Annotated in this window: 27 protein-coding genes; 13 read left to right on the top strand and 14 right to left on the bottom strand. The window is 59.1% G+C overall.

Annotated elements, in window-relative coordinates:
• Positions 1 to 154: 154 nt before the first annotated feature.
• From BLU24_RS07475 to colR, 5 genes are all read right to left on the bottom strand, one after another.
• Entirely contained in the window at positions 155 to 382 is a 228-nt protein-coding gene (locus tag BLU24_RS07475; protein ID WP_090285811.1) for a hypothetical protein, read from the bottom strand.
• A 2-nt stretch (positions 383 to 384) separates the two neighbouring features.
• A complete protein-coding gene (locus BLU24_RS07470; protein WP_093098808.1) occupies positions 385 to 1,101 on the bottom strand; it encodes a lipopolysaccharide kinase InaA family protein in 717 nt (238 codons plus the stop codon).
• A 3-nt stretch (positions 1,102 to 1,104) separates the two neighbouring features.
• Complete coding sequence (locus BLU24_RS07465; protein WP_090285815.1) at positions 1,105 to 1,773, bottom strand: class I SAM-dependent methyltransferase; 669 nt, start codon at positions 1,771 to 1,773, stop codon at positions 1,105 to 1,107.
• 152 nt (positions 1,774 to 1,925) lie between these two features.
• Positions 1,926 to 3,209 carry a sensor histidine kinase gene (locus tag BLU24_RS07460; protein WP_090285818.1) on the bottom strand — a complete coding sequence of 428 codons (1,284 nt, stop codon included), beginning with the start codon at positions 3,207 to 3,209 and terminating at the stop codon, positions 1,926 to 1,928.
• Positions 3,209 to 3,880 carry a two-component system response regulator ColR gene (gene colR / locus BLU24_RS07455; protein WP_064119015.1) on the bottom strand — a complete coding sequence of 224 codons (672 nt, stop codon included), beginning with the start codon at positions 3,878 to 3,880 and terminating at the stop codon, positions 3,209 to 3,211. Before colR ends, BLU24_RS07460 begins: the two co-directional genes overlap by 1 nt.
• A gap of 221 nt (positions 3,881 to 4,101) precedes the next feature.
• On the opposite strand from colR, the gene BLU24_RS07450 reads away from it, so the two are divergent.
• Positions 4,102 to 4,845, top strand: coding sequence for a phosphatase PAP2 family protein (locus BLU24_RS07450; RefSeq protein ID WP_093098805.1), 744 nt, complete (start codon positions 4,102 to 4,104; stop codon positions 4,843 to 4,845).
• A gap of 201 nt (positions 4,846 to 5,046) precedes the next feature.
• Here the strand turns inward: BLU24_RS07450 and groL are convergent, their stop codons facing one another.
• The 4 genes from groL to BLU24_RS07430 all read right to left on the bottom strand — a co-directional run bounded on the left by groL (position 5,047) and on the right by BLU24_RS07430 (position 8,571).
• A complete protein-coding gene (groL, locus tag BLU24_RS07445; protein ID WP_090285825.1) occupies positions 5,047 to 6,693 on the bottom strand; it encodes a chaperonin GroEL in 1,647 nt (548 codons plus the stop codon).
• Between the two features lie 50 nt (positions 6,694 to 6,743).
• Positions 6,744 to 7,037 (bottom strand): co-chaperone GroES, encoded by a 294-nt coding sequence (locus tag BLU24_RS07440; protein WP_007916610.1) that lies wholly within the window; start codon positions 7,035 to 7,037, stop codon positions 6,744 to 6,746.
• A gap of 259 nt (positions 7,038 to 7,296) precedes the next feature.
• Positions 7,297 to 7,773, bottom strand: coding sequence for an FxsA family protein (locus tag BLU24_RS07435; protein WP_090285827.1), 477 nt, complete (start codon positions 7,771 to 7,773; stop codon positions 7,297 to 7,299).
• Between the two features lie 72 nt (positions 7,774 to 7,845).
• On the bottom strand, positions 7,846 to 8,571 hold the full coding sequence (locus BLU24_RS07430) for a HugZ family pyridoxamine 5'-phosphate oxidase (RefSeq protein WP_093098802.1): 726 nt from the start codon (positions 8,569 to 8,571) through the stop codon (positions 7,846 to 7,848).
• Between the two features lie 163 nt (positions 8,572 to 8,734).
• On the opposite strand from BLU24_RS07430, the gene BLU24_RS07425 reads away from it, so the two are divergent.
• Positions 8,735 to 9,493, top strand: a complete 759-nt coding sequence (locus BLU24_RS07425) for an SDR family oxidoreductase (RefSeq protein WP_093106508.1) — start codon at positions 8,735 to 8,737, stop codon at positions 9,491 to 9,493.
• Positions 9,494 to 9,626: 133 nt separating this feature from the next.
• Here the strand turns inward: BLU24_RS07425 and apbC are convergent, their stop codons facing one another.
• The gene (gene apbC, locus BLU24_RS07420; protein WP_093098799.1) at positions 9,627 to 10,721 is read right to left on the bottom strand and encodes an iron-sulfur cluster carrier protein ApbC; all 1,095 of its coding nucleotides are present in this window, start codon (positions 10,719 to 10,721) and stop codon (positions 9,627 to 9,629) included.
• Positions 10,722 to 10,875: 154 nt separating this feature from the next.
• Here apbC and metG point away from each other — a divergent pair, with 154 nt between their 5' ends.
• The 8 genes from metG to BLU24_RS07380 all read left to right on the top strand — a co-directional run bounded on the left by metG (position 10,876) and on the right by BLU24_RS07380 (position 17,687).
• Positions 10,876 to 12,927: a methionine--tRNA ligase gene (metG, locus tag BLU24_RS07415; RefSeq protein WP_090285834.1), complete on the top strand. Its 2,052-nt coding sequence runs from the start codon at positions 10,876 to 10,878 to the stop codon at positions 12,925 to 12,927.
• Positions 12,928 to 13,041: 114 nt separating this feature from the next.
• Positions 13,042 to 13,611 carry an Rnf-Nqr domain containing protein gene (locus tag BLU24_RS07410; RefSeq protein WP_093098796.1) on the top strand — a complete coding sequence of 190 codons (570 nt, stop codon included), beginning with the start codon at positions 13,042 to 13,044 and terminating at the stop codon, positions 13,609 to 13,611.
• Complete coding sequence (gene rsxB, locus BLU24_RS07405) at positions 13,608 to 14,615, top strand: electron transport complex subunit RsxB (RefSeq protein WP_093098793.1); 1,008 nt, start codon at positions 13,608 to 13,610, stop codon at positions 14,613 to 14,615. The genes BLU24_RS07410 and rsxB overlap by 4 nt, the downstream gene beginning before the upstream one ends.
• The gene (locus BLU24_RS07400) at positions 14,602 to 15,585 is read left to right on the top strand and encodes an RnfABCDGE type electron transport complex subunit D (protein WP_093098790.1); all 984 of its coding nucleotides are present in this window, start codon (positions 14,602 to 14,604) and stop codon (positions 15,583 to 15,585) included. The genes rsxB and BLU24_RS07400 overlap by 14 nt, the downstream gene beginning before the upstream one ends.
• Positions 15,582 to 16,187, top strand: coding sequence for an RnfABCDGE type electron transport complex subunit G (locus tag BLU24_RS07395; protein ID WP_093098787.1), 606 nt, complete (start codon positions 15,582 to 15,584; stop codon positions 16,185 to 16,187). The genes BLU24_RS07400 and BLU24_RS07395 overlap by 4 nt, the downstream gene beginning before the upstream one ends.
• Positions 16,184 to 16,765, top strand: a complete 582-nt coding sequence (locus BLU24_RS07390; protein ID WP_093098784.1) for an Rnf-Nqr domain containing protein — start codon at positions 16,184 to 16,186, stop codon at positions 16,763 to 16,765. The genes BLU24_RS07395 and BLU24_RS07390 overlap by 4 nt, the downstream gene beginning before the upstream one ends.
• Positions 16,762 to 17,400: an endonuclease III gene (gene nth, locus BLU24_RS07385; protein ID WP_093098781.1), complete on the top strand. Its 639-nt coding sequence runs from the start codon at positions 16,762 to 16,764 to the stop codon at positions 17,398 to 17,400. The genes BLU24_RS07390 and nth overlap by 4 nt, the downstream gene beginning before the upstream one ends.
• Positions 17,401 to 17,507: 107 nt before the next feature.
• Positions 17,508 to 17,687 carry a PA3496 family putative envelope integrity protein gene (locus BLU24_RS07380; protein WP_090285849.1) on the top strand — a complete coding sequence of 60 codons (180 nt, stop codon included), beginning with the start codon at positions 17,508 to 17,510 and terminating at the stop codon, positions 17,685 to 17,687.
• A 90-nt stretch (positions 17,688 to 17,777) separates the two neighbouring features.
• Here BLU24_RS07380 and BLU24_RS07375 read toward each other — a convergent pair whose 3' ends face one another.
• Positions 17,778 to 18,404: a response regulator transcription factor gene (locus BLU24_RS07375; protein WP_090285851.1), complete on the bottom strand. Its 627-nt coding sequence runs from the start codon at positions 18,402 to 18,404 to the stop codon at positions 17,778 to 17,780.
• Positions 18,405 to 18,880: 476 nt separating this feature from the next.
• On the opposite strand from BLU24_RS07375, the gene BLU24_RS07370 reads away from it, so the two are divergent.
• On the top strand, positions 18,881 to 19,597 hold the full coding sequence (locus tag BLU24_RS07370) for a hypothetical protein (protein WP_090285854.1): 717 nt from the start codon (positions 18,881 to 18,883) through the stop codon (positions 19,595 to 19,597).
• Between the two features lie 129 nt (positions 19,598 to 19,726).
• Here the strand turns inward: BLU24_RS07370 and BLU24_RS07365 are convergent, their stop codons facing one another.
• Both BLU24_RS07365 and BLU24_RS07360 read right to left on the bottom strand, forming a co-directional pair.
• On the bottom strand, positions 19,727 to 20,944 hold the full coding sequence (locus BLU24_RS07365; RefSeq protein ID WP_007916658.1) for an argininosuccinate synthase: 1,218 nt from the start codon (positions 20,942 to 20,944) through the stop codon (positions 19,727 to 19,729).
• Between the two features lie 129 nt (positions 20,945 to 21,073).
• The gene (locus tag BLU24_RS07360) at positions 21,074 to 21,988 is read right to left on the bottom strand and encodes a flagellar protein MotY (protein ID WP_090285856.1); all 915 of its coding nucleotides are present in this window, start codon (positions 21,986 to 21,988) and stop codon (positions 21,074 to 21,076) included.
• A 160-nt stretch (positions 21,989 to 22,148) separates the two neighbouring features.
• Between BLU24_RS07360 and pyrC the strand changes: the two genes are divergently transcribed.
• Positions 22,149 to 23,195 carry a dihydroorotase gene (pyrC, locus tag BLU24_RS07355; RefSeq protein WP_093098778.1) on the top strand — a complete coding sequence of 349 codons (1,047 nt, stop codon included), beginning with the start codon at positions 22,149 to 22,151 and terminating at the stop codon, positions 23,193 to 23,195.
• Complete coding sequence (gene rnt, locus BLU24_RS07350; RefSeq protein WP_090285860.1) at positions 23,192 to 23,869, top strand: ribonuclease T; 678 nt, start codon at positions 23,192 to 23,194, stop codon at positions 23,867 to 23,869. Before pyrC ends, rnt begins: the two co-directional genes overlap by 4 nt.
• A 74-nt stretch (positions 23,870 to 23,943) precedes the next feature.
• Here the strand turns inward: rnt and BLU24_RS07345 are convergent, their stop codons facing one another.
• Positions 23,944 to 24,546: a peroxiredoxin gene (locus BLU24_RS07345; RefSeq protein ID WP_003227723.1), complete on the bottom strand. Its 603-nt coding sequence runs from the start codon at positions 24,544 to 24,546 to the stop codon at positions 23,944 to 23,946.
• Between the last annotated feature and the right edge of the window lie 272 nt (positions 24,547 to 24,818).

Here is a 24,818-nt window from a genome sequence, read left to right as displayed (position 1 = left end):
CCTTGCAGGAGTGAGCCTGCTCGCGATGGCGGTATGTCAGTTTCCATAATGTTGACTGACACACCGCTATCGCGAGCAGGCTCACTCCTACAAGGGGGAGCGGTGTGTAAAAAAAGGCCTCGCATCTGCGAGGCCTTTTACGTGGGCATCAATTTCAACTGGCTGGCCTCATCCCTTGAGATAGCCCGAACATGAACAACAGCAGATCATGATCGGGTTTGGTCGCCACGGAGGCTTTCGCTACTCGTGGCAGTGTGCAATGAGCGTCCGTCGTGGACGCTCCGATGACCTGCATGCGGGGCTGCTCCCAGGCAGCCACCGCCAATGAAGCGACTGCCAAGGCTCCGACCAGAAACAAACCTCGTGCAATTTCTAGTTTCATCGCTATAAACCTTTGATAGCGCTGCCAAACGCCGTCTCATAAAAATAGACGAGTTTTTTCCAGTCGGCATCGCGGAACGACGAATGGCGACGCAGTTGCTTCATGTCGTGCTGCGCGGCGCGATAGGCGGTCAGGCGCTGGCGGCATTTTTCCAGATCGATCAACGCTACTTCGACCTTGGCCGACTCACCCTCGCCGGTCACCCGCACGAATACGTGCTTGATGTAGATGCAGCTGTGCTGCCAGCGACCCTTGTGCATGCGCGCGAGATTTTCCGCCAAGTCCTTGAGCACGCGCTCATAGACCACGTCGCCACATTGATCGCGACCGCCGGCAGCGGCCAGCCAATGCTCCAGTTCCTGGAAACCGTCCAGGGATTGGGTCACCAGCAGTGCGCGCCATTTGTGCTGCGGATCAGGCTGAGCGCCACAGAAAACGATTTTCGGTACGCGTACACCGAGCTTGCTTACGCCGGTCAGCGCATCGAGTTCGCGCAATACGGTAGGACGACCGAACGGATGCAACCAGCTGCGATAGATGTGTCCGGTCTGGCGCTTGGCGTACAGCAACTGACCGTCGCGACCGACGATGCGCTGTACCCCGCTTTCGCCACCGCGGCGTACGTTGGGTTCTTCAACCCATTCGCCACGCTGGGCCCAGTAATAATCGAAACCATCTTGCGAAGCGACGTTCGCTTCAACTGCTGCTTGCACTGCCATCCCTTACCTCTTGCGTAATACGTAAACCCGCCACATCGCATAGAGCGGTATAAAGTCCAGTTGTTCCTGAATGCGGAACCCGGCCTGTTCAAATTCTTTCTCGATCGTCGCCGCCGGAATCAGAAAACGATTCTGGTAATCACGATTCGGCCGGTCCAGCTCGGCGCGCTTGCGCTTCCAGGCTTTGAAATTGCCGTCTACCCACAATGAAACAATCACACTGTCGCGGCTCACGCGCTCGAATTCGCGCAGGATCACCTGGCGGTGCTCGGACTCACCGATGTGGTGCAGCAGCCGCATGCAGAAAATGCTGTCGACCGAGTTGTCCGGCAAGGCAATGTCGAACGCCGAGGTGTGCAGCGGTTGGACCCGCTTGACCACATCGGCCGGTTGCCCCTGCATTGCTGTCTTGATCATCGATTCGGAGTTGTCCGCACCGATGATCACCCGGTTGGGTTTTTCCGCGAGCATTGGCCAGAAACGCCCGGCGCCGCAGGGCAAATCCAGCACCAGACCGGGATCGCCTGCAAGTGACAAGGCCTTGCGCGCCAACTGTTCATCGCGCCAATGCGACAGGCGACGGCCCATACTTTCCTTGTGCTTGCGCAGATATCTCTGCGCATGCTGGTCGTCGTACTTTTCCGAAAAATCGAGCTTGATCGGGTCGGCCATGATCTGGACTCCTGAATGTCTGATGACGCCACCTTAGTCAGCGGCGTGTCAGCGTCAGGTCATCCAATTGTGAAAAAAATGTCAGGTAAACCGGCAAAGTATTACAACGTTATACAGGAATCAGACAGCTTGACGGGAGTAGCCTGTCGCGACTATTTGCCTGCATTCACGCCAAGATCTACCTCGAATCGGCAGCCATTGGGTTCCATCGTGCTCAAGCTCACGGTCCAGCCCTGGTTTTCGCAGATGCGCTGCACCAGCGATAAGCCAAGCCCGAGGCCGTCACCGCGTTTCTCACTGCCGCGCACGAACGGTTCGAACATCGCTTCGCGCTTTTCCTCGGGAATCCCAACGCCGGAATCCTCGACGATAAAGCCGTGAGCCGTCAGGGTCAGGCGAATGAAACCCTCCTCGGTGTAATGCAGCGCGTTGCGCAGCAGGTTGCCCATCACCGCGTTAAGTAACGTCGCGTTGTAGCGGGCGTCCGATGGGCTGCCCGGCTCGAACACCAGCCTCAGGCCCTTGCGCTCGATCGGCTCGCGCCACAGGCACAGCAGGCTTTGCGCCACTTGCGTAAGGTTGTGTTGCGGCGCCGCTCCGGGCTCTTCGTTTTGCGCGCGCGCCAGCATCAGGAACGTCTGCACCAATTCGCGCATCTCCTCACTGGCACGAGCGATACGCTCGACCTGCGAGCGACCGCGCTGATCGATGCCCGGATTCTCCAACAGCAGCTCGCAGGAACTGGCCAGCACCATCAGCGGCGTACGCAATTCATGACTGACGTCGCTGGTGAACAAGCGCTCGCGGGTCAGCGCCTGACGCAGGCGCCCCAACGTCGCGTCGAACGCCACCGCCAGTTCACCGACTTCATCCGCCGCATAATCCGGAGCCAGCGGCGGTGCCAGCCCGAGCAACTGATCGCGATGACGGACCTGCCGCGCCAGCCGTACCACCGGCGCCATCACCTTGCGCGCCAGCACCCAGCCGAGGAACACCGCCAGCGCCAGGCTGAGTACGAAACCCACCAGCACCACGGCAAACAGAACGCGTTCGCGCTCTTCGAAATCGCTTTGATCCTGCAACAGAACGTACCGGCGGCCATCGACGATCTCGACCATCGCGTGATACGACAGCTGCTCGCGGAACACTTCATGAAAACCGGCATCGAGATGGCGCAGGTCCTTGGGCAGATCGAAATCGCCTGGCCCGCCGCTGAAATAGAACAGCTGATCCGGTTCGGGGCGGTGGCTCCAGTCGGAAACGTTGTCCATCAGCAACAAGCGCTGCAAGTCGCCGCCCAGCCCCGCCGAAATCAGTTTTTCCTCGACCAGATGCACCGTCGCGACAATGCCCATGGCGAACGCGCCGGCCACCAGTGCACTCATCAAGGCAAAGGCAATGATGATCCGCTGCGAAAGGCTTTGCCTGAACTCCATTACACGTCGGCCAAGCGGTAACCCACCCCGTGCACGGTGTGCAGCAGTGGCTTGGCGAATGGCTTGTCGATCACCTGGCGCAACTGGTGCACGTGGCTGCGCAGGCTGTCGCTGTCCGGGCAGTCATCGCCCCACAGGGCTTCTTCGAGAATTTCCCGGCGCAACACATGCGGGCTCTTCTGCATCAGTACGGCCAGCAGCTTCAGGCCGACCGGGTTGAGCTTGAGCAGTTTGCCGTCGCGCGTCACTTCCAGGGTGTCGAGGTCATAGCTCAGGTCGGCGACCTGCAAGGCGCGCCGGCCACCGCCCTGAGCGCGACGCATCACAGCTTCGACCCGCGCCGCGAGTTCGGACAAGGCAAACGGTTTGATCAAATAATCGTCGGCACCCGACTTGAAGCCCTGCAAGCGGTCGTCCAGTTGGTCACGCGCGGTGAGCATGATCACCGGTGTGTCACGCCGTGCATCTTCGCGCAGGCGTTTGCACAGGGTATAGCCGTCGATCCCCGGCAACATGATGTCGAGGACGATCAGGTCGTAATGCTCGGTCGCGGCCAGGTGCAGGCCCGACAAACCGTCCTGCGCGCAATCGACGGTGTAGCCCTTGAGGCCCAGGTAATCGGCCAGATTGGCCAGGATGTCGCGGTTGTCTTCGACCAACAGAATTCGCATGGGCACCTCCTCCGAACGGGGTTACGGCCGTCTTGGCCCGCGCAGCTTACGGCCAAGTGTGGCTCACGGCTAGGCGTGTGTAGGGTTGTTTGGCGATAAAAATGCTGATGCCGCCCGCCAACGTTTTTTTCACTTTCGATTAACGAATCGGCAACGCCCGTACGCGCAGACTCCGCGCGATTGCGCTCCCCTGAACATACTTGCCGACCAAGGAATTGCCCATGGCGTTGACCTCTGCCCGTCCCGTTTCCCGGCCGCTGAATCTGTGGTTATGCCTGGGCATACCCGCGGTCGCGGCGATCATTCTGGTGTTGCTCGAACTGACCGATCTGGACATGGATCTGGCCCGACTGTTCTATGACCCGGTCGCCGGCGACTTCATCGGACGGCACAGCTATTTTCTCGAAGACATCCTGCATGACCGCGCCAAACAAGTGGTCATCGCCTTCTCGGTGTTCGCGATCCTGGGTTTCATCGCCTCGTTTTTCCTCGCCCGACTTAAACCGTTCAAGCGTGAGCTGGGCTGCCTGGTGCTGTCGCTGGGCCTGGCCACTTCGTTCGTAACCCCGGTCAAAGCCGTGACGGCGGTGCAATGCCCGTGGAGCCTTGAGCAGTTCGGTGGGCATGAAACGTACAGCAAACTGATGGAACATCGTCCCGCCACTGACAAGCCGGGGCGTTGCTGGCCCGGCGGGCATGCGGCGACAGGTTTCACCTTGTTTGCGCTGTTCTTTGTTCTGCGCGATCGTCGCCCACGGCTGGCGCGGCAGGCGTTTGTTTTTGCCTTTGCGCTGGGCTCGGTGTTTTCGATCAGCCGGATGATGCAGGGCGCGCACTTCTTTTCGCATAACGTGTGGACGGCGATTTTCTGCTGGCTGATTTGTCTGGGGGCTTATTACTGGGTGCTGTATCGCCCGGCGGGCAAGGCTGCGGCGGTTGTCAAAGCACGCCCCGTCAGCGCTTGATCGGACGCCATCGCTGGCAAGCCAGCTCCCACAGGGACTGAGAGTGTTCACACACTATGTGCCTGACCTTGGACTCCTGTGGGAGCTGGCTTGCCAGCGATGGCCACACCTCGGTCTGTAGCCCACCCCAGAATTCGGGCAATAAAAAACCCCGCTGGCTTGCGCCGGCGGGGTTTTTCGTTACGGGGGGGTAAGGCTGGCTTACATCATGCCGCCCATGCCACCCATGCCGCCCATGTCTGGCATACCGCCGCCAGCCGAGCCTTCTTTCTTCGGTGCGTCAGCAACAGCTGCTTCGGTGGTCAGGATCAGACCGCCGATCGAGGCTGCGGCTTGCAGAGCCGAACGGGTTACCTTGGTTGGGTCCAGGATGCCCATTTCGATCATGTCGCCGTATTCGCCGGAAGCAGCGTTGTAACCGAAGTTACCTTTGCCGTTCTTCACTTCGTTGACGACTACGCTTGGCTCATCACCGGAGTTGGCAGCGATCTGACGCAGCGGCGCTTCAACAGCGCGACGCAGCACAGCGATACCGACGTTCTGGTCAGCGTTGTCGCCGGTCAGTTCGGTCAGGGCTTCCAGAGCACGGATCAGCGCTACGCCACCGCCAGGTACCACGCCTTCTTCAACGGCTGCACGGGTTGCGTGCAGGGCATCTTCCACGCGGGCCTTCTTCTCTTTCATTTCAACTTCGGAACCAGCGCCAACCTTGATCACTGCAACGCCGCCGGACAGCTTGGCCAGACGCTCTTGCAGTTTTTCACGGTCGTAGTCGGAGGAAGTTTCGGCAACCTGGGCACGGATCTGAGCGATACGGCCTTCGATGTCTGCCTGCACGCCAGCACCGTCAACGATGATGGTGTTTTCCTTGGACAGGGTCACGCGCTTGGCGTTACCCAGGTGCTCCAGGGTGGTGCTTTCCAGGCTCAGACCGATCTCTTCGGAGATCACGGTACCGCCGGTCAGAACAGCGATGTCCTGCAGCATGGCCTTGCGACGATCGCCGAAGCCTGGTGCCTTGACGGCAGCGACTTTAACGATACCGCGCATGTTGTTCACAACCAGAGTCGCCAGGGCTTCGCCTTCAACGTCTTCGGCAACGATCAGCAGCGGACGGCCGGCTTTGGCAACCGCTTCCAGAACAGGCAGCATTTCGCGGATGTTCGAGATCTTCTTGTCGACCAGCAGGATCAGCGGGCCGTCGAGCTCGGCAACCATGGTGTCCGGCTTGTTGACGAAGTACGGCGACAGGTAGCCACGGTCGAACTGCATGCCTTCTACAACCGACAGTTCGTTTTCCAGGCCCGAGCCTTCTTCAACGGTGATCACGCCTTCTTTACCGACCTTTTCCATGGCTTCGGCAATGATGTCGCCGATGGAGTTGTCGGAGTTGGCCGAGATGGTGCCGACCTGAGCGATGGCCTTGAAGTCAGCGCATGGCTTGGACAGGGCTTTCAGCTCTTTGACAATGGCGATGGTTGCCTTGTCGATGCCGCGTTTCAGGTCCATCGGGTTCATGCCGGCAGCGACGGCTTTCAGGCCTTCGTTGACGATCGACTGAGCCAGAACGGTGGCAGTGGTAGTACCGTCACCGGCGTCATCGTTGGCACGGGAGGCAACGTCTTTGACCAGCTGCGCGCCCATGTTTTCGAAGCGATCTTCGAGTTCGATTTCTTTGGCGACGGATACGCCGTCCTTGGTGATGGTCGGAGCGCCGAAGCTCTTCTCAAGGATCACGTTACGGCCTTTCGGGCCCAGGGTCGCTTTTACCGCGTCAGCCAGAACGTTGACGCCTTTGAGCATCTTGGAGCGGGCGGCATCGCCGAACTTAACTTCTTTAGCAGCCATGATCGATATTCCTTAAATACTTTGTAGTAACGGGAAAATGAACGGGAGTATCAGCCTTCGATAACCGCGAGGATTTCGTTCTCGCTCATTACCAGCAGGTCTTCGCCATCGACTTTCACAGTGTTGCTGCCGGAGTAAGGACCGAACACAACCTTGTCGCCTTCCTTCACGGACAGTGCACGCACTTCGCCGTTTTCCAGAGCTTTGCCCGGGCCTACAGCGAGAATCACACCGTGGTTGGCTTTTTCAGCAGCCGAACCTGGCAGGACGATACCGCCAGCGGTTTTCTTTTCTTCTTCGCTGCGACGGATGACGACGCGGTCATGCAGAGGACGAAGCTTCATTGTCGATCTCTCCTAATTGTGGTTTTCATCGGCCGGTGTAGTCCCGGCGGGTTTAACAAATCCGGCCTGTGCCGGGTGCGGCTCGTCGAGCGAACCGCGCAAGTCTGTCCGGTGTAATCACCGGAAACCTTTCGGTGACCGATACATAGGGGCGTACAAGCTGATTACAAGGGCTGGGGCAAAAAAAATTTTGACGCCGTCCGGCGATTTGGCCCCATAAACGAGCACGGCACCCGAAGGTGCCGTGTCGATGTTGACGTTACTTGTGGTCGCGATGTTCGAACTCGCCTTCGATCACATTCGGCTCACGGCCCAACGGCTCGCGTGGTGCCGGACCGCCACGGGGTTGCAGGTCATCGGCGAAGGCGCGCTGGCGCATGGCCTGGTCTTCGGCACGCTGGCGCATTTTGTTCGCCAGCAGACGCCGGGTGAACGGCAGCAGCATGACCAGACCGACCACGTCGCTGATAAAGCCTGGAATGATCAGCAAACCGCCGGCCAGGGCCAGCATCAGCCCTTCGAGCATGGTTTGTGCCGGCAGTTCGCCGCGGTTCAGGCTTTCACGGGCACGCAGCGCCGTGGCCAGGCCGGCGATGCGCAGCACAAACACGCCGAACATCGAGCCGACGATAATCAGCAGCAGGGCCGGGAAAAACCCGATTGCCCCTGCCACTTTGACGAATACGAACAGCTCCAGCACTGGAAACAGCAGAAAGAGCAACAGAAAAGGGCGCATCAAAATTGTCCTCAACGCAAGAAATGCCTTGCAGTAAGCCTTAGATGACGTCGCCTTTGCGTGAATTCAACCTTAAGAAGGCGTATTTTTTGGCCAGACCTCAGCGTGAGCCAATGAAACCAGGGCTTCGCGCACTTGTGTCGGAGTATTGCAAGGGCTTGGGAAGCCTAGCCAGTACAATGCCTGACCGATGCGCAAGTGCATGCCTTCGCTGTCGATCCCGGCCAGTTGCGCCGGCACGCTGTTCGGCAAACCGGCGAGCTCGACGTAATGGGCGACGGCCTTGGCATGGTCGCTGTTCATGTGCTCGACCATGCTGATCTCGGCCTTGCCGGCGAACGGGTTGGCCAGGGTCAACTGATCGATCCAGTGAATCGCACCGAAACCGCCGATGTAGCGGTGGCGTACCGGATCCAGTACCCAGAAGTCGAAATCGTGAGCCTTGTGGTAGTTCTGCGAATCCGGGAAGTAGCGGTAGTAACGTTCGGCGGCGGCTTCGATGGCGGCAGGGTCTTCGAGCTTTTGCGCTTGTGCAAGATAAGTAAGGCGCCCCACCGCTTGCACGTCATCGGCCTCGCGCTCGCCCACCAGCATCGAGCATTTCGGGTCTTTTTGCAGATTGTGGGTGTGCTGGGCGATGCGGCTGATCAGGATCAGCGGCCGGCCCTGCTCGTCCAGGCAATACGGGACCACGGAGCCGAACGGAAAACCGGGCATCGATCTGGAGTGGGTCGAGAGCACTCCACGGTATTCCTTGAGAAGCAATTCTCGGGCATTCTTCGCCACTTCAACGCTCAATTTATGACTCCTTGAATAGATTCCGTCGAAAAAACGGACGGGCGCGCGAAAACAGGTTTCGGCTACGCCATCGGGCAATTCTCCATTGCAACCCGGCCACGGCCGGGGCGGAACGGGAGCCGCCAAGAATAAAAACCATCAGACCAGCAATCGGGGCATGCGCATGCAACTCAACGACAAAGTAATCATTATCACTGGCGGTTGCCAGGGTTTGGGCCGCTCCATGGCCGAGTATCTCGCCGGCAAAGGCGCGAAGCTCGCGCTGGTCGATCTCAATCAGGAAAAGCTCGACGACGCCGTCGCGGCGTGCAAAGCCAGGGGCGTCGAGGCGCGCAGCTATCTGTGCAACGTCGCCAATGAAGAACAGGTCGAGCACATGGTCGCCCAGGTTGCCGCTGATTTCGGCGCAATTCACGGGCTGATCAACAATGCCGGGATCCTGCGTGACGGCCTGCTGCTGAAGGTCAAGGACGGCGAAATGAGCAAAATGAGCCTGGCGCAGTGGCAGGCAGTGATCGATGTCAACCTGACCGGCGTGTTCCTCTGCACCCGTGAGGTGGCGGCGAAAATGGTCGAGCTGAAGAACAGCGGCGCGATCATCAACATCTCGTCGATCTCCCGCGCCGGCAATGTCGGCCAGACCAACTATTCCGCGGCCAAGGCCGGTGTTGCGGCAGCGACGGTGACCTGGGCCAGGGAACTGGCGCGCTACGGCATTCGCGTGGCCGGCATTGCACCGGGCTTCATCGAAACCGAAATGACCTTGGGCATGAAACCCGAAGCGCTGGAGAAAATGACCTCGGGCATCCCGCTCAAGCGCATGGGCAAACCAGAAGAGATCGCCCATTCGGCAGCGTATATCTTCGAAAACGACTACTACACCGGGCGGATTCTGGAGATGGATGGCGGCTTGCGTATCTGATTGCACACCCAAAACCAGATGTAGGAGTGAGCCTGCTCGCGATAGCGGTAATCAATTCACCACCGCTGGTGAATGTTAAACCGCGATCGCGAGCAGGCTCACTCCTACAAGGGATCTCAGCGTTGCTGATAGATCAATCGTCGCTGATGGTGATATTCGGCATCGCCGGCGTCGCCGCTTCCTGCAACACGATCCGCGCGCCGACGTGGCGGGCCAGTTCCTGGTAGACCATGGCGATCTGGCTGTCCGGCTCGGCGCTCACAGTGGGCTTGCCGCCATCGGCCTGTTCACGAATCAGCATCGACAGCGGCAGCGAGGCCAGCAATTCCACCCCGTACTGGGTGGCAAGCTTCTCGCCACCGCCCTCACCGAACAGATGCTCGGCATGCCCGCAGTTCGAGCAGATGTGCACGGCCATGTTTTCCACCACGCCCAACACCGGAATGTTGACCTTGCGGAACATTTCCACGCCTTTGCGCGCATCGAGCAGGGCCAGATCCTGTGGCGTGGTGACGATCACTGCGCCCGCCACCGGGACTTTCTGCGCCAGGGTCAGTTGAATGTCGCCGGTGCCTGGCGGCATGTCGATGACCAGATAATCCAGATCGCCCCACGCGGTTTGCGTGACCAGTTGCAGCAGCGCGCCGGAGACCATCGGCCCGCGCCAGACCATCGGTGTGTTGTCGTCGGTGAGAAATGCCATCGACATGACTTCGACACCGTGGGCCTTGAGCGGCACGAACCACTTCTGATCCTTGACCTCCGGGCGGGTGCGCTCGGGAATGCCGAACATGATGCCTTGGCTCGGGCCGTAGATATCGGCGTCGAGAATTCCCACTTTGGCGCCTTCGCGAGCCAGCGCGAGAGCGAGGTTGGCGGCCGTGGTCGACTTGCCCACGCCGCCCTTGCCCGAGGCCACGGCAACCACGTTCTTGACGTTGGCCAGCCCCGGAATCTGCGCCTGGGCCTTGTGCGCGGCGATCACGCTGTTGACCTCGACGCGGGCGATGACCACGCCCTCGATGTTTTCGATGGCCAGTTGCAGCAATTGCGCCCAACCACTCTTGAACAGACCGGCGGCGTAGCCGATTTCCAGCTGCACATTGACGCGGTCACCGATGATCTCGATGTTTTTCACGCAACCGGCGCTGACCGGGTCCTGGTTCAGGTAAGGGTCGGTGTATTGGCTGAGGACGGCTTCCACCGCTGCGCGAGTGACGGCGCTCATGGGCAACTCCGATAACAAGACTGGAAAAGATGGCGGCTATCCTACCCCTTCTATCCTCCGGACGGCATGCCCGGCAACGATTTGCAGGGGTGAAATATCTTGTCCGGCGCTTTATAGTGGCCGACCTCCGTTTCATCAAGTAGCGAAGCCCTACATGTCCGAGCCACGCAAGATCCTCGTCACCAGCGCCCTGCCCTACGCCAATGGTTCGATCCACCTTGGCCACATGCTGGAATACATCCAGACCGATATGTGGGTGCGCTTCCAGAAGCATCGCGGCAACCAATGCATCTATGTCTGCGCCGACGACGCCCACGGTTCGGCGATCATGCTGCGCGCAGAAAAGGAAGGCATCACTCCGGAACAACTGATCGCCAACGTGCAGGCTGAACACAGCGCCGACTTTGCCGACTTCCTCGTTGATTTCGACAATTTCCACTCCACTCACGCCGAAGAAAACCGTGAGCTGTCGAGCCAGATCTACCTCAAGCTGCGTGACGCCGGGCATATCGCCCAACGCTCGATCACCCAGTATTTCGACCCGGAAAAGAAAATGTTCCTGGCCGATCGCTTCATCAAGGGCACCTGCCCGAAATGCGGCACCGAAGACCAGTACGGCGACAACTGCGAAAAATGCGGCGCGACCTACGCCCCGACCGACCTGAAGGATCCGAAGTCGGCGATCTCCGGTGCTACCCCGGTGCTCAAGGATTCCCAGCACTTCTTCTTCAAGCTGCCGGACTTCCAGGACATGCTGCAGGCCTGGACCCGCAGCGGCACCCTGCAGGACGCCGTCGCCAACAAGCTTTCCGAATGGCTCGACGCCGGCCTGCAACAGTGGGACATCTCCCGCGATGCGCCGTACTTCGGCTTCGAGATTCCGGGCGAGCCGGGCAAGTATTTCTACGTGTGGCTGGATGCGCCGATCGGCTACATGGCCAGCTTCAAGAACCTCTGCAACCGCACGCCGGAGCTGGACTTCGACGCGTTCTGGGGCAAGGATTCCACCGCCGAGCTGTACCACTTCATCGGCAAGGACATCGTCAACTTCCACGCGCTGTTCTGGCCAGCGATGCTCGAAGGTGCGGGTTTCCGCAAGCCGACCGCGATCAACGTGCACGGCTACCTGACTGTCAACGGCCAGAAGATGTCCAAGTCACGCGGCACTTTCATCAAGGCCCGTACGTATCTGGACCACTTGTCGCCGGAATACCTGCGTTACTACTACGCGGCGAAACTGGGCCGTGGCGTCGATGACCTCGACCTGAACCTCGAAGACTTCGTGCAGAAGGTCAATTCCGATCTGGTCGGCAAAGTGGTCAACATCGCCAGCCGTTGCGCCGGGTTCATCCACAAGGGCAACGCCGGTCTGCTGGTCGACAACAACGCCGCACCGGAGCTGACCGAGGCCTTCCTCGCCGCCGCGCCGAGCATTGCCGACGCCTATGAAGCACGCGACTTTGCCCGCGCCATGCGCGAAACCATGGCCCTGGCCGACCGCGCCAACGCGTGGATCGCCGACAAGGCACCGTGGTCGCTGAACAAGCAGGAAGGCAAGCAGGATGAAGTCCAGGCGATCTGCGCCACCGGCATCAACCTGTTCCGCCAACTGGTGATCTTCCTCAAACCGGTGCTGCCACTGCTGGCCGCCGATGCCGAGGCGTTCCTCAATGTTGCGCCGCTGACCTGGAACGACCACACCACGCTACTGGCCAACCATCAGCTCAACGAATTCAAGCCGTTGATGACCCGCATCGACCCGGTAAAGGTGCAAGCCATGACCGACGCCTCGAAAGAAGACCTCAGCGCCAGCCAGACCGACACCGGCGCAGCCGCACCGGCCGGCAATGGCGAACTGGCCAAGGACCCGCTGTCGCCGGAAATCGATTTCGATGCGTTCGCCGCCATCGACCTGCGCGTGGCGCTGATCGTCAAGGCTGAGCACGTTGAAGGCGCCGACAAGCTGCTGCGCCTGACCCTCGATATCGGTGACGAGCAACGCAACGTGTTCTCCGGCATCAAGAGCGCTTACCCGGATCCGTCGAAACTCGACGGTCGCCTGACGATGATGATTGCCAACCTCAAGCCCCGGAAAATGAAGTTCGGCATCTCCGAAGGCATGGTGATGGCGGCCGGGCCTGGCGGTGAAGAGATCTACCTGCTGAGCCCGGACAGCGGTGCCAAGCCAGGGCAACGTATCAAGTAAGAAGCTGCGGTAAATCGATCCCACCGGCGTGCCCCGCATGCCGGTGGGATTTTTCATAGGCGGCTGGATAAGGCCTAACCTTGAGAGACACCCGCCCGTTTCGCTGGCAGAACCATGACCGAATTCGTCCTAACGCTGATCAGTGCCGCGCTGCTCAACAACTTCGTGTTGCATTGGCCGCTGGGCGTCGATCCGCTGTTGGCGGGCAGCCGGCGCCAGGTGCATGCGTTGGGACTGGCGACCTTGTGTCTGATGGTTGTCGTCGGCGTGCTCGGCTACGCGATCTGGCACTGGCTGCTGGCGCCGCTGCAACTGCAAGCCCTGCGCCTGTTCGTGTTTCTGCCGTTGAGCGTTTTGCTGATCGCGCCGTTGTTGAAATGCCTGGCGCGCGGGTTGCCGAACCTGCCCTTCGACGGGTTGTGGCCGCTGTTGCTGTGCAATGCGGGCGTACTTGGCCTGACATTGATCAATGCGCTAAACGACCAAGGTCTGCTTTACACAATGGCGCTGAGCCTGGGTGCCGGGTTGGGGTTCTGGTTGGTACTGAGCCTGTTCAGCGACTTGCGTGAACGCACGGCGGGTAACGATATCCCTCTGCCCTTTCGCGGCTTGCCGATTGATCTGCTCGGCGCCGGATTGATAGCAGTGATTTTTCTCGGATTCACTGGACTGATCAAAACATGAGTCTGATCCAACGCATCGATGCCCTCCTGCCGCAGACCCAGTGCGGCAAGTGCGGCCATCCCGGATGCAAGCCCTATGCGCAAGGCATCGCCGCCGGCGAGCCGATAAACAAGTGTCCGCCCGGTGGCGAGGAAACCATCGCCGCGCTGGCTGAACTGTTGAAACTACCGGTGCTGGAACTGGACATCAGCCGCGGTTCGGCACCGGCCCAGGTGGCGTTCATTCGCGAGGCCGAGTGCATCGGCTGCACCAAATGCATTCAAGCTTGCCCGGTCGACGCGATTGTCGGCGCGGCGAAACTGATGCACACCGTCCTGATCGACGAATGCACCGGTTGCGACCTCTGCGTGGCGCCATGCCCGGTGGACTGCATTGAAATGCACCCGCTGCCACCCGAGACCTTACCGGTGGTGGGCGGACTGGCGCTGAGCCTCGACGAGCAACGCGCACGCGCGGCCAAACGTGATCACGCACGGCAACGTTTCGAGCGGCGCAAAGAGCGCCTGCACCGCGAAGAGCAGGAGAAACAGGCTGAGCGTGAAGCGCGGGCGAAAAGGCCGGCGCAAGCGCAAGTGAGCACCACCGACCCGGTGCAGGCGGCACTCGAACGGGTGCGCACGCAAAAAGCGGCGAACGCGGACGCGGCCGTGAAGAAAGCCAAAGTCGATGTCGCGATGAGCCGCGCGCAACTGCACAAATCGCTGAAAGCCTTCGGCCATCCACCGACTTTCGAGCAGCAGGCGCAACTGATCGTCCTGCAACGCCAGTTCGAAGCGGCCGAAGCGGCGCTGGCGCAACTGGAAAAAACCGCCGCACCCACAGCTCCAGCACCGCCGCCCGCCGAAGACGCCGACTTGAAGCGCGCCAAGATCCAGCTGGCGATGTGTCGCGCAGAATACGGCAAGCTCGAACGTAACGCCGATACTCCCTCCGAGATTCTTGAAGAGGCCCGCGCGCGACTGCAAGCCGCCGAGCGTCAGGTAAGCGAACATGCCGCCCTTTGAGGCAGCGGACGATCGCCTGCAACAGGCGATGAAAACCTTGCTGCTGGCCGCGATGCCAGGATTGCTGACGCTGTTGTGGTTTTACGGTTGGGGCGTGTTGATCAACCTGATGCTGGCGGTCGTCACTGCGCTGATTGTCGAAGCGGGCGTTGCGCAACTGCGTCGGCGGCCTCTGCAGCCAGCGCTGCGCGACGGCAGCGCGCTGGTCAGTGCGACCTTGCTGGCGGTGGCGCTGCCCGCCTATTGCCCCTGGTGGCTGACGGTGACGGCAACCGCCGGGGGCCTGCTGTTTGGCAAGCACGTGTACGGCGGCACGGGGGAAAATCCGTTCAATCCGGCGATGCTCGGTTTTGCGTTGGTGATGATCATGTTCCCGCGCGCGATGACGCAGTGGCCGGCGCACGCTCTGGATATTGCAGCAGCCCTGCAGCAGATATTCGGCTCAGGTCAGGCGCCAGACGCTTGGGCACAGGCGACCGCGCTGGACACTCTGCGCGTCAACGCCAGCCTGACCATCGACGAACTGTTCGTCAGCCATCCGGCATTCGGGCATTTTGGTGGACGCGCTGCCGAGTGGGTGAATCTGGCCTTTTTGGCCGGTGGCGTGTTTTTGCTGCAACGTCGAGTGTTCAGCTGGCACGCTCCGCTGGGCATGCTCGCCAGTCTGTTGGTGATCAGCCTGCTGTGCTGGAACGGCTCGGGGTCGGATTCGCATGGCTCGCCGCTGTTTCATCTACTCAGCGGCGCGACCATGCTCGGCGCGTTCTTCATTGTCACTGAACCTGTATCCGGCGCGAAAACCGCACGGACACGCCTGCTTTTTGGCGTTGGGGTCGGGTTGCTGACATACGTGATTCGCACGTGGGGCGGCTACCCGGACGGGCTGACGTTTGCGGTGTTGCTGATGAATCTCTGCGTGCCGGCACTGGAGCGATTCGCCGCGAATCGCCAGATCAAGGTGAACCCATGAAGCGCCGGGCCAGCACCGTGATGGTGCTGCTGGTGGCCATCAGCGGGATCACCGCGACTTACCTTGTACAGCGTGGGAGCGCGCCACAAATCGCCGCCGCGCAGCACTTGCTCGACAGCCGTAAATGGCTCGACATGCTGGCGCCGGAGAGCTACGACAACCAGCCGCTGCAACAACCACTGAGCTTGACCGACACTCGACTGGACCACAGCCAATTGAGCGCAGGCTATCGCGCGACCCTGAACGGCAAGCCCGTCGCAATACTGTTGCGCAGTCAGACTCAGGGCTATGTGGGCGCCATCGAATTGTTGATCGCCATCGAACCGAATGGCAGGTTGCTCGCGGTGAAAACGTTAGAACAGCACGAAACACCAGCGCTTGGCGGGCACCTGGCGAACCGACCGAATGCCTGGCTGCAGGCGTTTACCGGAAAGTCGAGCGATGCGCCGACGGCAGCAGGTTGGGCACTGAAGAAGGATGACGGACAATTCGATCAGATCGCCGGAGCCACCATCACTTCTCGCGCAGTCATCAATGCGGTGCATGACGCCCTGCGTTATTTTGATGACCATCGCGCCGCACTGCTGGGGAGCGGAACATGAAGCCGTCGCCGGGTCTGGCCCATTGCATGATGCTGCCGTTGCTGCTGGGCAGCAGTGGTTCACTGGTCAGCGCAATCGGCACGTTATTGATATTCAGCGTTGTCGTGGGCCTGTACGGTCTGTTCATGCCCGCGTTACGCCCGCGATTGACGGAAACAGGCCGATTACTGGTCAGCGTCTTGCTCGCCGCCACGCTCAGCAGTTGCACTGATGTGTTGGCGCAACGCTGGTTTCTGCCCTGGCAGCAAGCCTTCGGCTTGTATGCCAGCTTGATCGCCTTGCAATGCGTGGTGCTGGAATACAATGGCTTCTGGCGCCAGACACTGACTGAGCGCGGCAAACTCTGCGCTCTGTTCGGCGCATTGCTGTTGCTGCTGGGGACGTTGCGCGAGGTCGCAGGGAGCGGCAGCCTTGGCCGTGGCCCTTTCGACAGCTGGCAAGGCATCGTCCTGTTCAGCGACGCACTGCCACTGATCAGTCTGATCCCCGGCGCTTTTATTGTGTTGGCGCTGCTGCTGGCTGCGCGTCAGGCGCTGGTTCGCCCGAAATTGAATTCAAAGGAAATGCATCGCCCATGAATGCCGCAAAACGTCTGGAGATTTTCCGCCGTCTGCACGAAGACAATCCGGAGCCGAAAACCGAACTGGCGTATTCATCGCCATTCGAGCTGTTGATCGCGGTAATTCTATCGGCGCAGTCGACGGATGTGGGCGTCAACAAGGCCACGGCCAAGCTGTTTCCCGTAGCGAATACACCGGCCGCGATCCATGCCTTGGGCGTTGAAGGGTTGTCCGGATACATCAAGACCATCGGCCTCTACAACAGCAAGGCGAAAAACGTCATCGAAACCTGTCGTCTGCTGGTCGAACGCCACGGCGGCGAAGTGCCGCAAACCCGTGAAGAACTCGAAGCCCTGCCCGGCGTGGGCCGCAAAACCGCCAACGTGGTGCTCAATACCGCTTTTCGGCAACTGACCATGGCCGTCGACACGCATATCTTTCGGGTCAGCAACCGCACCGGCATCGCACCGGGCAAAAACGTGGTTGAAGTGGAAAAGAAACTGATGAAATTTGTACCAAAGGAATTCCTGCTCGATTCCCACCACTGGCTGATTCTGCACGGGCGTTATGTGTGTCTGGCGCGCAAGCCACGCTGCGGCAGTTGTCGGATAGAAGACCTGTGCGAGTACAAAGCGAAAACTTCGGACGATTGAGCGCTTATTGCCATTATTGATACGTCGATTGAAAAAATCTTTTTTACCCGCCATCCGAATGTCGATATAAGGAGCGCCAAAGGCAATCTTGGCCGGGAGTTAACCTTATGAGTACCGACAAAGAGCAATTGGACGTAGAAGACGATTTTGTCGCCGTTGAGCCCGACGAGGTAGAGCCCGTCGTCGAAGTTGCAAAGACCAACCTGAGCAAGCGCCGCACCATCGATAACCTGCTTGAGGAGCGCCGACTGCAAAGGCAATTGGCTGATTACGATTTTGATCTTTGATACCTGAAAGCCTCCCGAACCGGAGGCTTTTCACTTTCTGCAACTCGCTGAAATCCGCCCCTGCCCATGACCCGTCAGCTTTCGGGATATTCAGACCAGGCCGTTTCGCTGCGCCAGCTCGATCAGGTCTACCAGCGAACGCGCATTGAGTTTCAATAACAAGCGCGTTTTGTAGGTACTTACGGTCTTGTTGCTCAAGAACATGCCGTCGGCAATTTCCTTGTTGGTCTTGCCTCGCGCCAACTGCTGCAACACCATCATTTCCCGACCGGACAGACGATCTACCATGTCCGCTTCGCTGGCATTGCCCAGACTGGTGCGCACGGTATGCAAGGCCTGATTGGGAAAATAGCTGTAGCCAGACAACACGGCCTTGATTGCACTGAGCAATTCGGTGAGGTCCTGCTGTTTGCACACATAGCCAGCGGCCCCCGATTGCATGCAACGCATTGAAAAGTGCCCGGGCGCCTGCGAAGTCAACACCAATACTTTTATGGGCATAGCGGTCGAGCTCAGGCGCGCGATAACTTCCAGACCGTCAAGTTTCGGAATACCAATATCCAGAATGACAATATCCGGCATTTGTTCTCGAGCAAGTTGTAACGCATCCACACCGTTGTCCGTCTCTGCGATGACTTCGTAGCCATGACGCTCCATCAGCATACGCACCGCAAGACGAATGACAGGATGATCATCCACGATCAGCACTTTATTCATGGGCAAGTCCAGTTTCGCTGTTCGAATTTTTAGAGCACGCACAATATCCCACTCACTTGCTCCATGGCATGCCAGGGTTGACATGCACTTGCATCGAGAGACATGCCCTACAGCGATCGCGGATTATTCCTACAAAAAAACGATAACTTCCTAATCACCCATCACTTTTACTGTTTGGCCTACGAAGAAGTTTCACCTTTAATTTTGTTTCAGGGTACGTCGTACAGAACTGACAGCAGGACTCATCGCGATCTGTTTCTGCGCTCAAACGACGATTCAAGCCGCAGAATCCGCCCCCTGAAACATATGCTTTAACGATTGGACATATGCAGAACCCAGTGTTTCTCCGGCATACAAAACCCTCAAGAATATAAACACTTGAAACAAGATATTTGTACCCAACACAATATTTTTTCTATAAACATGAGCTCTTGGAACCCAACTAAAAATTCAACCAACACATAAAGAGTACACACATGATAAAACTCAAAAACAAGATCGCAAACCCAATGACGGTAATCGCCATATTTGCAGCCATCTCGGAAACATCCGCGGCGGTTTCCCTGCCATTTCTGGACAACGAAGACAGGGAGATATACGTGTGGTTCCTGATAAGCTTTCCTTTTTATTTACTGTTTCTTTTCTTTATCACTTTGAACTTCAATTACCGCTCCCTCTATTCACCTTCAGACTTTGATAAAGACAAGAGTTTTCTTAAAGTGATAGATAACAATGAACGCGACAACAAGCGCAGCGCATCATCCACGGAGCCCTGCGTTCAAGGTACATTCGGGCTATCCAGTTGTATCGTCTCAAGCGAGTCTGGCAGTGTAGAGCGCAAAGATTCGTGCAAAGTCCACAATGCGGCCGACCCGCCGACGGACAGCAATGCAAAATCCAGTCAGATCGTTCAGCACAACATACAACTGCCGGCGTTTGTCAGTCATTTGCATCTGATCGATGCACGGAATGTCGATGCAGCGAAGGAACTGGCGACGATTCTGAATAACATCCGCAACCTCGATCGCAAGACATCACGAGTGATCGTATTTCTTTCCAGTCACGTATCGGATGTCTTGCTTACCCAACATGCGCTGCTGCAAGCCAGGCAGATCAAGAAAGGCTCCGGCAAAACGCTCTGTATCGTCTACAACCTCTGCTCACACGCGGTGACGCGTCTGGGAAGAGTTTGAAAACGAACCACTGCCACGCACCGGTGCCTGGAAAAATGCTCAGTCGGAGCCATCACCCATTGATGCAAAAAGGGCGACCCTGTCTCGAAGACAAGGCCGCCCTTTTTGTTGTGCGTCCGCCTGTGATGCCTAGAACAGCTTGCGGCCCTTGTTGGCAGCAATGCGCATGCGCAGTGCGTTGAGCTTGATGAAGCCCGCCGCGTCGGCCTGGTTGTAAGCGCCACCGTCTTCTTCAAAGGTCGCGATGTTGGAATCGAACAGCGAATCGTCGGACTTGCGGCCAGTGACGATCACGTTGCCTTTGTACAACTTCAGGCGCACAACGCCGTTCACGTTGACCTGCGAAGCGTCGATCATCTGTTGCAGCATCAGACGCTCAGGGCTCCACCAGTAGCCGGTGTAGATCAGGCTGGCGTATTTCGGCATCAGCTCGTCTTTCAAGTGAGCAACTTCGCGGTCCAGCGTGATCGATTCGATGGCGCGGTGCGCGCGCAGCATGATGGTGCCGCCCGGGGTTTCGTAGCAGCCACGGGACTTCATGCCGACATAGCGGTTTTCGACGATGTCGAGACGGCCGATACCGTGAGCACCACCGATCTTGTTCAGCGTCGCCAGCACGGTGGCCGGAGTCATTTCAACGCCGTCCAGCGCAACGATGTCGCCGTTACGGTAGGTCAGTTCCAGGTATTGCGCTTTGTCAGGAGCGTTCTCCGGGGAGACCGTCCATTTCCACATGTCTTCTTCGTGCTCGGTCCAGGTATCTTCCAGCACACCGCCTTCGTAGGAAATGTGCAGCAGGTTGGCGTCCATCGAGTACGGGGATTTTTTCTTGCCGTGACGCTCGATCGGGATCGCGTGCTTCTCGGCGTAGTCCATCAGCTTCTCGCGCGACAGCAAGTCCCACTCGCGCCAAGGGGCGATCACTTTTACGCCTGGCTTGAGCGCGTAGGCACCCAGTTCGAAACGTACCTGGTCGTTGCCCTTGCCGGTCGCGCCGTGGGAAATGGCGTCGGCACCGGTTTCGTTGGCAATTTCAATCAGACGCTTGGCGATCAGCGGACGTGCGATGGAAGTACCCAGCAGGTACTCGCCTTCGTAAACGGTGTTGGCGCGGAACATCGGGAAGACGAAATCGCGCACGAACTCTTCGCGCAGGTCGTCGATGTAGATTTCTTTGACGCCCATGGCCTGGGCCTTGGCGCGGGCCGGCTCGACCTCTTCGCCTTGACCGAGATCGGCGGTGAAGGTCACCACTTCACAGTTGTAAGTATCCTGCAGCCACTTGAGGATCACCGAAGTGTCCAGGCCGCCGGAATACGCCAGAACGACCTTGTTTACGTCCGCCATGCCATCACTCCACGGGGTTCTACGGAAAGCCGGGGAGTCTACCGCTCCAACGCGATAATTTACAGAGGCGCGACAGCTTAAGACGACAAAGCGACAGAATCTGTCGAGAGCGCGACGATGACCGGCGAGTCAGGAAGTCGTTGCAGCCGTGGCTGGCGTACTCGCTTGCGGCGCCGGCGCCGGGGCTGTCGTCGGTGCGACGCGCGCCAGTTTCACGTTGACGCGACGGTTCTTCGCACGGTTGGCTTTGTTGGTGTTCGGCACGATCGGATACTGCTCGCCGTGAAAACGCACAGTGATCTGCGACTCCTGAATGCCATTGGCCTTGAAGAAGTCGACCACCGCCAGCGCTCGGCGGCGCGACAGCTCACGATTGGTCAGGCGATTGCCGCTGTTGTCCGAGTGGCCGTCGAGTTCGATGTGGTTCACCGTCGGATCAGCCTTCATGTATTCGAGCATCACTTGCAGTTTGGCTTTGGCAGCCGGGTCGAGATCAACACCCTCGCCGGGAAAGCCGATCTGTGATTGCTTGATCTGGTCGAAATTCTGCGGCAGCAGCTTCGCCACACAGGTCTGATAATCGTTGAATGCCTTGCTGAACTTGACCGGCAGCAGGCGCACTTCCGACACCCGACCATCACCCGATGCGCGGCGCACGACCGGGCTGCGACCATCCAGCAGCCCGCTGATCAGCCCGCCAGCCTGCGACTGCGAACTGTTGAACAGGACATTGCCGCTGCCCAGCCGAACGCTGCCCAGATTGATGTCGCCACGCCCCGGCTGCCAGGGTGCAGCGGCCGCCAGCAAGGTCGCCGAACCGCCGCCGAGCATGGCGTTGTAGGCGTTGAGGCGGAAGATCGCCTGCTCGCCGGCCTTGCGCACAAACTCGCCCGAACCGAAATCGGTGATCGGTTGGGTCAGACGGCACTCGAACTTGTCGCCGGCGACCGTCCACTCAATGTTCTCCAGACGGGTCTGGTAGGTGAGCGCCATCGCAGGGAGGCTGGCAAACACACTGAGCAAGGCTAGATAACGCTGGCGCACGGGAGGCTCCATTGGCTTGTGAAACACAAACACCGATTCACACAATGTTTACGGCATACCTTCGGGATATCGGACGCTTGCTGCAAAACTTGATAGCGAGTGCCTGCAAGAGTCTTTTCCGGTAGCATTCGCCTCAGTTTGACCCGCCTGGAAGCCCCCCATGTCCGACCGCCTGACCCTGCTGCGTCCCGACGACTGGCATATTCATCTTCGCGATGGTGCCGTGTTGACCAATACCGTTGCCGATGTGGCTCGCACCTTCGGGCGCGCGATCATCATGCCGAACCTGGTGCCACCGGTGCGCAACGCCGCTGAAGCCGACGGCTATCGCCAGCGGATCCTCGCTGCCCGCCCGGCCGGCAGTCGCTTTGAGCCGCTGATGGTGCTGTACCTCACCGACCGCACCCAACCGGAAGAAATTCGTCAGGCCAAGGCCAGCGGTTTTGTGTACGCCGCCAAGCTGTACCCGGCCGGTGCGACCACCAACTCCGATTCCGGCGTGACCAGCATCGACAAGATTTTCCCGGCGCTGGAAGCCATGGCCGACTTCGGCATGCCGCTGCTGATCCACGGTGAAGTCACCCGTGGCGACGTCGATGTGTTCGACCGCGAGAAGATTTTCATCGATGAGCACATGCGCCGGGTCGTTGAGCGGTTCCCGACGCTGAAAGTGGTGTTCGAACACATCACCACCGGCGACGCCGTGCAGTTCGTCAACGAGGCCTCGGCCAACGTCGGCGCGACCATCACTGCGCATCACCTGCTGTACAACCGCAACCACATGCTGGTGGGCGGGATTCGCCCCCACTTTTATTGCCTGCCGATCCTCAAGCGCAATACGCATCAGGAAGCCTTGCTCGATGCCGCCACCAGCGGCAGCGCGAAGTTTTTCCTCGGCACCGACTCGGCACCGCACGCCCAGCACGCCAAGGAAGCCGCCTGCGGCTGCGCCGGCTGCTACACCGCGTACGCCGCCATCGAGATGTACGCCGAAGCGTTCGAACAACGTAACGCGCTGGACAAGCTTGAAGCCTTCGCCAGCCTCAACGGCCCGCGCTTCTATGGCCTGCCGACGAACACCGATCGCATCACCCTGGTTCGTCAAGAATGGACCGCCCCGACCAGCCTGCCTTTCGGCGAGCTGACCGTTATCCCGCTGCGCGCCGGTGAAAAACTGCGCTGGCGCCTGCTGGAGGAACACGCGTGAGTGAAGAGCATTTCGACGACGAACTGGACGGTCAAAATGGCGGCGGCGGTTCCCGTCATCCGATGGCAGCACGATTTCGCGGCTACCTGCCGGTAGTCGTCGACGTAGAAACCGGTGGCTTCAACGCGGCCACCGATGCCTTGCTGGAGATTGCCGCGACCACCATCGCCATGGATGAAAAGGGGTTTGTGTACCCGGATCACACCTACTTCTTCCGCGTCGAGCCGTTCGAAGGCGCGAACGTCGAAGCAGCGGCGCTGGAGTTCACCGGGATCAAACTCGATCACCCGCTGCGCATGGCCGTCAGCGAAGAAACCGCGCTGACCGACATCTTCCGCGGCATCCGCAAGGCGCTGAAGGCCAACGGCTGCAAGCGGGCAATTCTGGTCGGGCATAACAGCAGCTTCGATCTGGGCTTCCTCAACGCCGCGGTTGCGCGCCTGGACATGAAGCGCAACCCGTTTCACCCGTTCTCCAGCTTCGACACCGCGACGCTGGCCGGTCTTGCCTACGGTCAAACCGTGCTGGCCAAAGCCTGTCAGGCCGCCGGCATCGATTTTGATGGCCGCGAGGCGCACTCGGCACGTTACGACACCGAGAAAACCGCTGAGCTGTTCTGCGGCATCGTCAACCGCTGGAAGCAGATGGGCGGCTGGGAAGATTTCGACGATTGATCCTCATCGAATAAAACCCGAGCACAAAAAAACCGGCCACTTGGGCCGGTTTTTTTATACCTCGACGTTGCGCCTTACAGGGCAGCAGCGTTCTCGGTCAGGTAAGCCGCAACGCCTTCTGGCGAAGCGTTCATGCCTTTGTCGCCTTTCTTCCAGTTGGCAGGGCAGACTTCGCCGTGCTCTTCGTGGAATTGCAGTGCGTCGACCAGACGGATCAGCTCTTCCATGTTACGGCCCAGCGGCAGGTCGTTGATGATCTGCGAGCGGACAACGCCCTTGTCGTCGATCAGGAACGCGCCTCGGAACGCCACGCCGCCTTCGGACTCAACGTCGTAGGCCTTGGCGATGTCGTGCTTCATGTCGGCTGCCATGGTGTATTTCACCTGGCCGATGCCGCCATTGTTGACCGGGGTGTTGCGCCAGGCGTTGTGGGTGAAGTGCGAGTCGATCGACACAGCGATCACTTCCACGTTACGTGCCTTGAAATCGGCCATGCGATTGTCCAGAGCGATCAGCTCGGACGGGCAGACGAAGGTGAAGTCCAGTGGGTAGAAGAACACCAGGCCGTATTTGCCTTTGATGGCCGAGGACAGGGTGAAGCTGTCAACGATCTCGCCATTGCCGAGTACGGCCGGGACGGTGAAGTCAGGGGCTTGTTTGCCTACGAGTACGCTCATTGATATCTCCTGGTGTAAAGACTTGAAGTTCAGGGTCCGGGCCAGCCTGCCACCCTCAGGCGACAGCCCTGTGACACGAACCCTCTTCGCAAGGGACGACCATCATACACTGCGTTTTTGGCCTGTCCTCAACGGATTTTCCACGTCGGCTGTCCGTTGAGCATTTATAAGGACAGGCAAGCAACGCTCAAACACCGTTCGTCAGTCATGAGCCAAATAACGCCAAAAGCTGCCGCAAAGCACTTTGACAATCATTCTCGTTAACATTAAGA

This window comes from Pseudomonas sp. Z003-0.4C(8344-21), assembly GCF_900104975.1.
GTDB lineage: Bacteria > Pseudomonadota > Gammaproteobacteria > Pseudomonadales > Pseudomonadaceae > Aquipseudomonas > Aquipseudomonas granadensis.
The sequence above is the reverse complement of the archived record's forward strand: the minus strand, read 5'-3'. Positions and strand labels throughout refer to the sequence as shown.

Bases quoted from the DNA above. Each gene is read 5' to 3' on its own strand.
- BLU24_RS07435 (WP_090285827.1), bottom strand. From the start codon at position 7,773: ATGCGCCCTTTTCTGTTGCTCTTTCTGCTGTTTCCAGTGCTGGAGCTG.
- BLU24_RS07345 (WP_003227723.1), bottom strand. From the start codon at position 24,546: ATGAGCGTACTCGTAGGCAAACAAGCCCCTGACTTCACCGTCCCGGCC.
- BLU24_RS07410 (WP_093098796.1), top strand. From the start codon at position 13,042: ATGACCGAATTCGTCCTAACGCTGATCAGTGCCGCGCTGCTCAACAAC.
- BLU24_RS07390 (WP_093098784.1), top strand. From the start codon at position 16,184: ATGAAGCCGTCGCCGGGTCTGGCCCATTGCATGATGCTGCCGTTGCTG.
- groL (WP_090285825.1), bottom strand. From the start codon at position 6,693: ATGGCTGCTAAAGAAGTTAAGTTCGGCGATGCCGCCCGCTCCAAGATG.
- metG (WP_090285834.1), top strand. From the start codon at position 10,876: ATGTCCGAGCCACGCAAGATCCTCGTCACCAGCGCCCTGCCCTACGCC.
- BLU24_RS07460 (WP_090285818.1), bottom strand. From the start codon at position 3,209: ATGGAGTTCAGGCAAAGCCTTTCGCAGCGGATCATCATTGCCTTTGCC.
- BLU24_RS07465 (WP_090285815.1), bottom strand. From the start codon at position 1,773: ATGGCCGACCCGATCAAGCTCGATTTTTCGGAAAAGTACGACGACCAG.
- BLU24_RS07370 (WP_090285854.1), top strand. From the start codon at position 18,881: ATGATAAAACTCAAAAACAAGATCGCAAACCCAATGACGGTAATCGCC.
- apbC (WP_093098799.1), bottom strand. From the start codon at position 10,721: ATGAGCGCCGTCACTCGCGCAGCGGTGGAAGCCGTCCTCAGCCAATAC.
- BLU24_RS07395 (WP_093098787.1), top strand. From the start codon at position 15,582: ATGAAGCGCCGGGCCAGCACCGTGATGGTGCTGCTGGTGGCCATCAGC.
- BLU24_RS07440 (WP_007916610.1), bottom strand. From the start codon at position 7,037: ATGAAGCTTCGTCCTCTGCATGACCGCGTCGTCATCCGTCGCAGCGAA.
- BLU24_RS07470 (WP_093098808.1), bottom strand. From the start codon at position 1,101: ATGGCAGTGCAAGCAGCAGTTGAAGCGAACGTCGCTTCGCAAGATGGT.
- BLU24_RS07425 (WP_093106508.1), top strand. From the start codon at position 8,735: ATGCAACTCAACGACAAAGTAATCATTATCACTGGCGGTTGCCAGGGT.
- colR (WP_064119015.1), bottom strand. From the start codon at position 3,880: ATGCGAATTCTGTTGGTCGAAGACAACCGCGACATCCTGGCCAATCTG.
- BLU24_RS07475 (WP_090285811.1), bottom strand. From the start codon at position 382: ATGAAACTAGAAATTGCACGAGGTTTGTTTCTGGTCGGAGCCTTGGCA.
- pyrC (WP_093098778.1), top strand. From the start codon at position 22,149: ATGTCCGACCGCCTGACCCTGCTGCGTCCCGACGACTGGCATATTCAT.
- rsxB (WP_093098793.1), top strand. From the start codon at position 13,608: ATGAGTCTGATCCAACGCATCGATGCCCTCCTGCCGCAGACCCAGTGC.
- nth (WP_093098781.1), top strand. From the start codon at position 16,762: ATGAATGCCGCAAAACGTCTGGAGATTTTCCGCCGTCTGCACGAAGAC.
- BLU24_RS07450 (WP_093098805.1), top strand. From the start codon at position 4,102: ATGGCGTTGACCTCTGCCCGTCCCGTTTCCCGGCCGCTGAATCTGTGG.
- BLU24_RS07400 (WP_093098790.1), top strand. From the start codon at position 14,602: ATGCCGCCCTTTGAGGCAGCGGACGATCGCCTGCAACAGGCGATGAAA.
- BLU24_RS07380 (WP_090285849.1), top strand. From the start codon at position 17,508: ATGAGTACCGACAAAGAGCAATTGGACGTAGAAGACGATTTTGTCGCC.
- BLU24_RS07375 (WP_090285851.1), bottom strand. From the start codon at position 18,404: ATGAATAAAGTGCTGATCGTGGATGATCATCCTGTCATTCGTCTTGCG.
- BLU24_RS07365 (WP_007916658.1), bottom strand. From the start codon at position 20,944: ATGGCGGACGTAAACAAGGTCGTTCTGGCGTATTCCGGCGGCCTGGAC.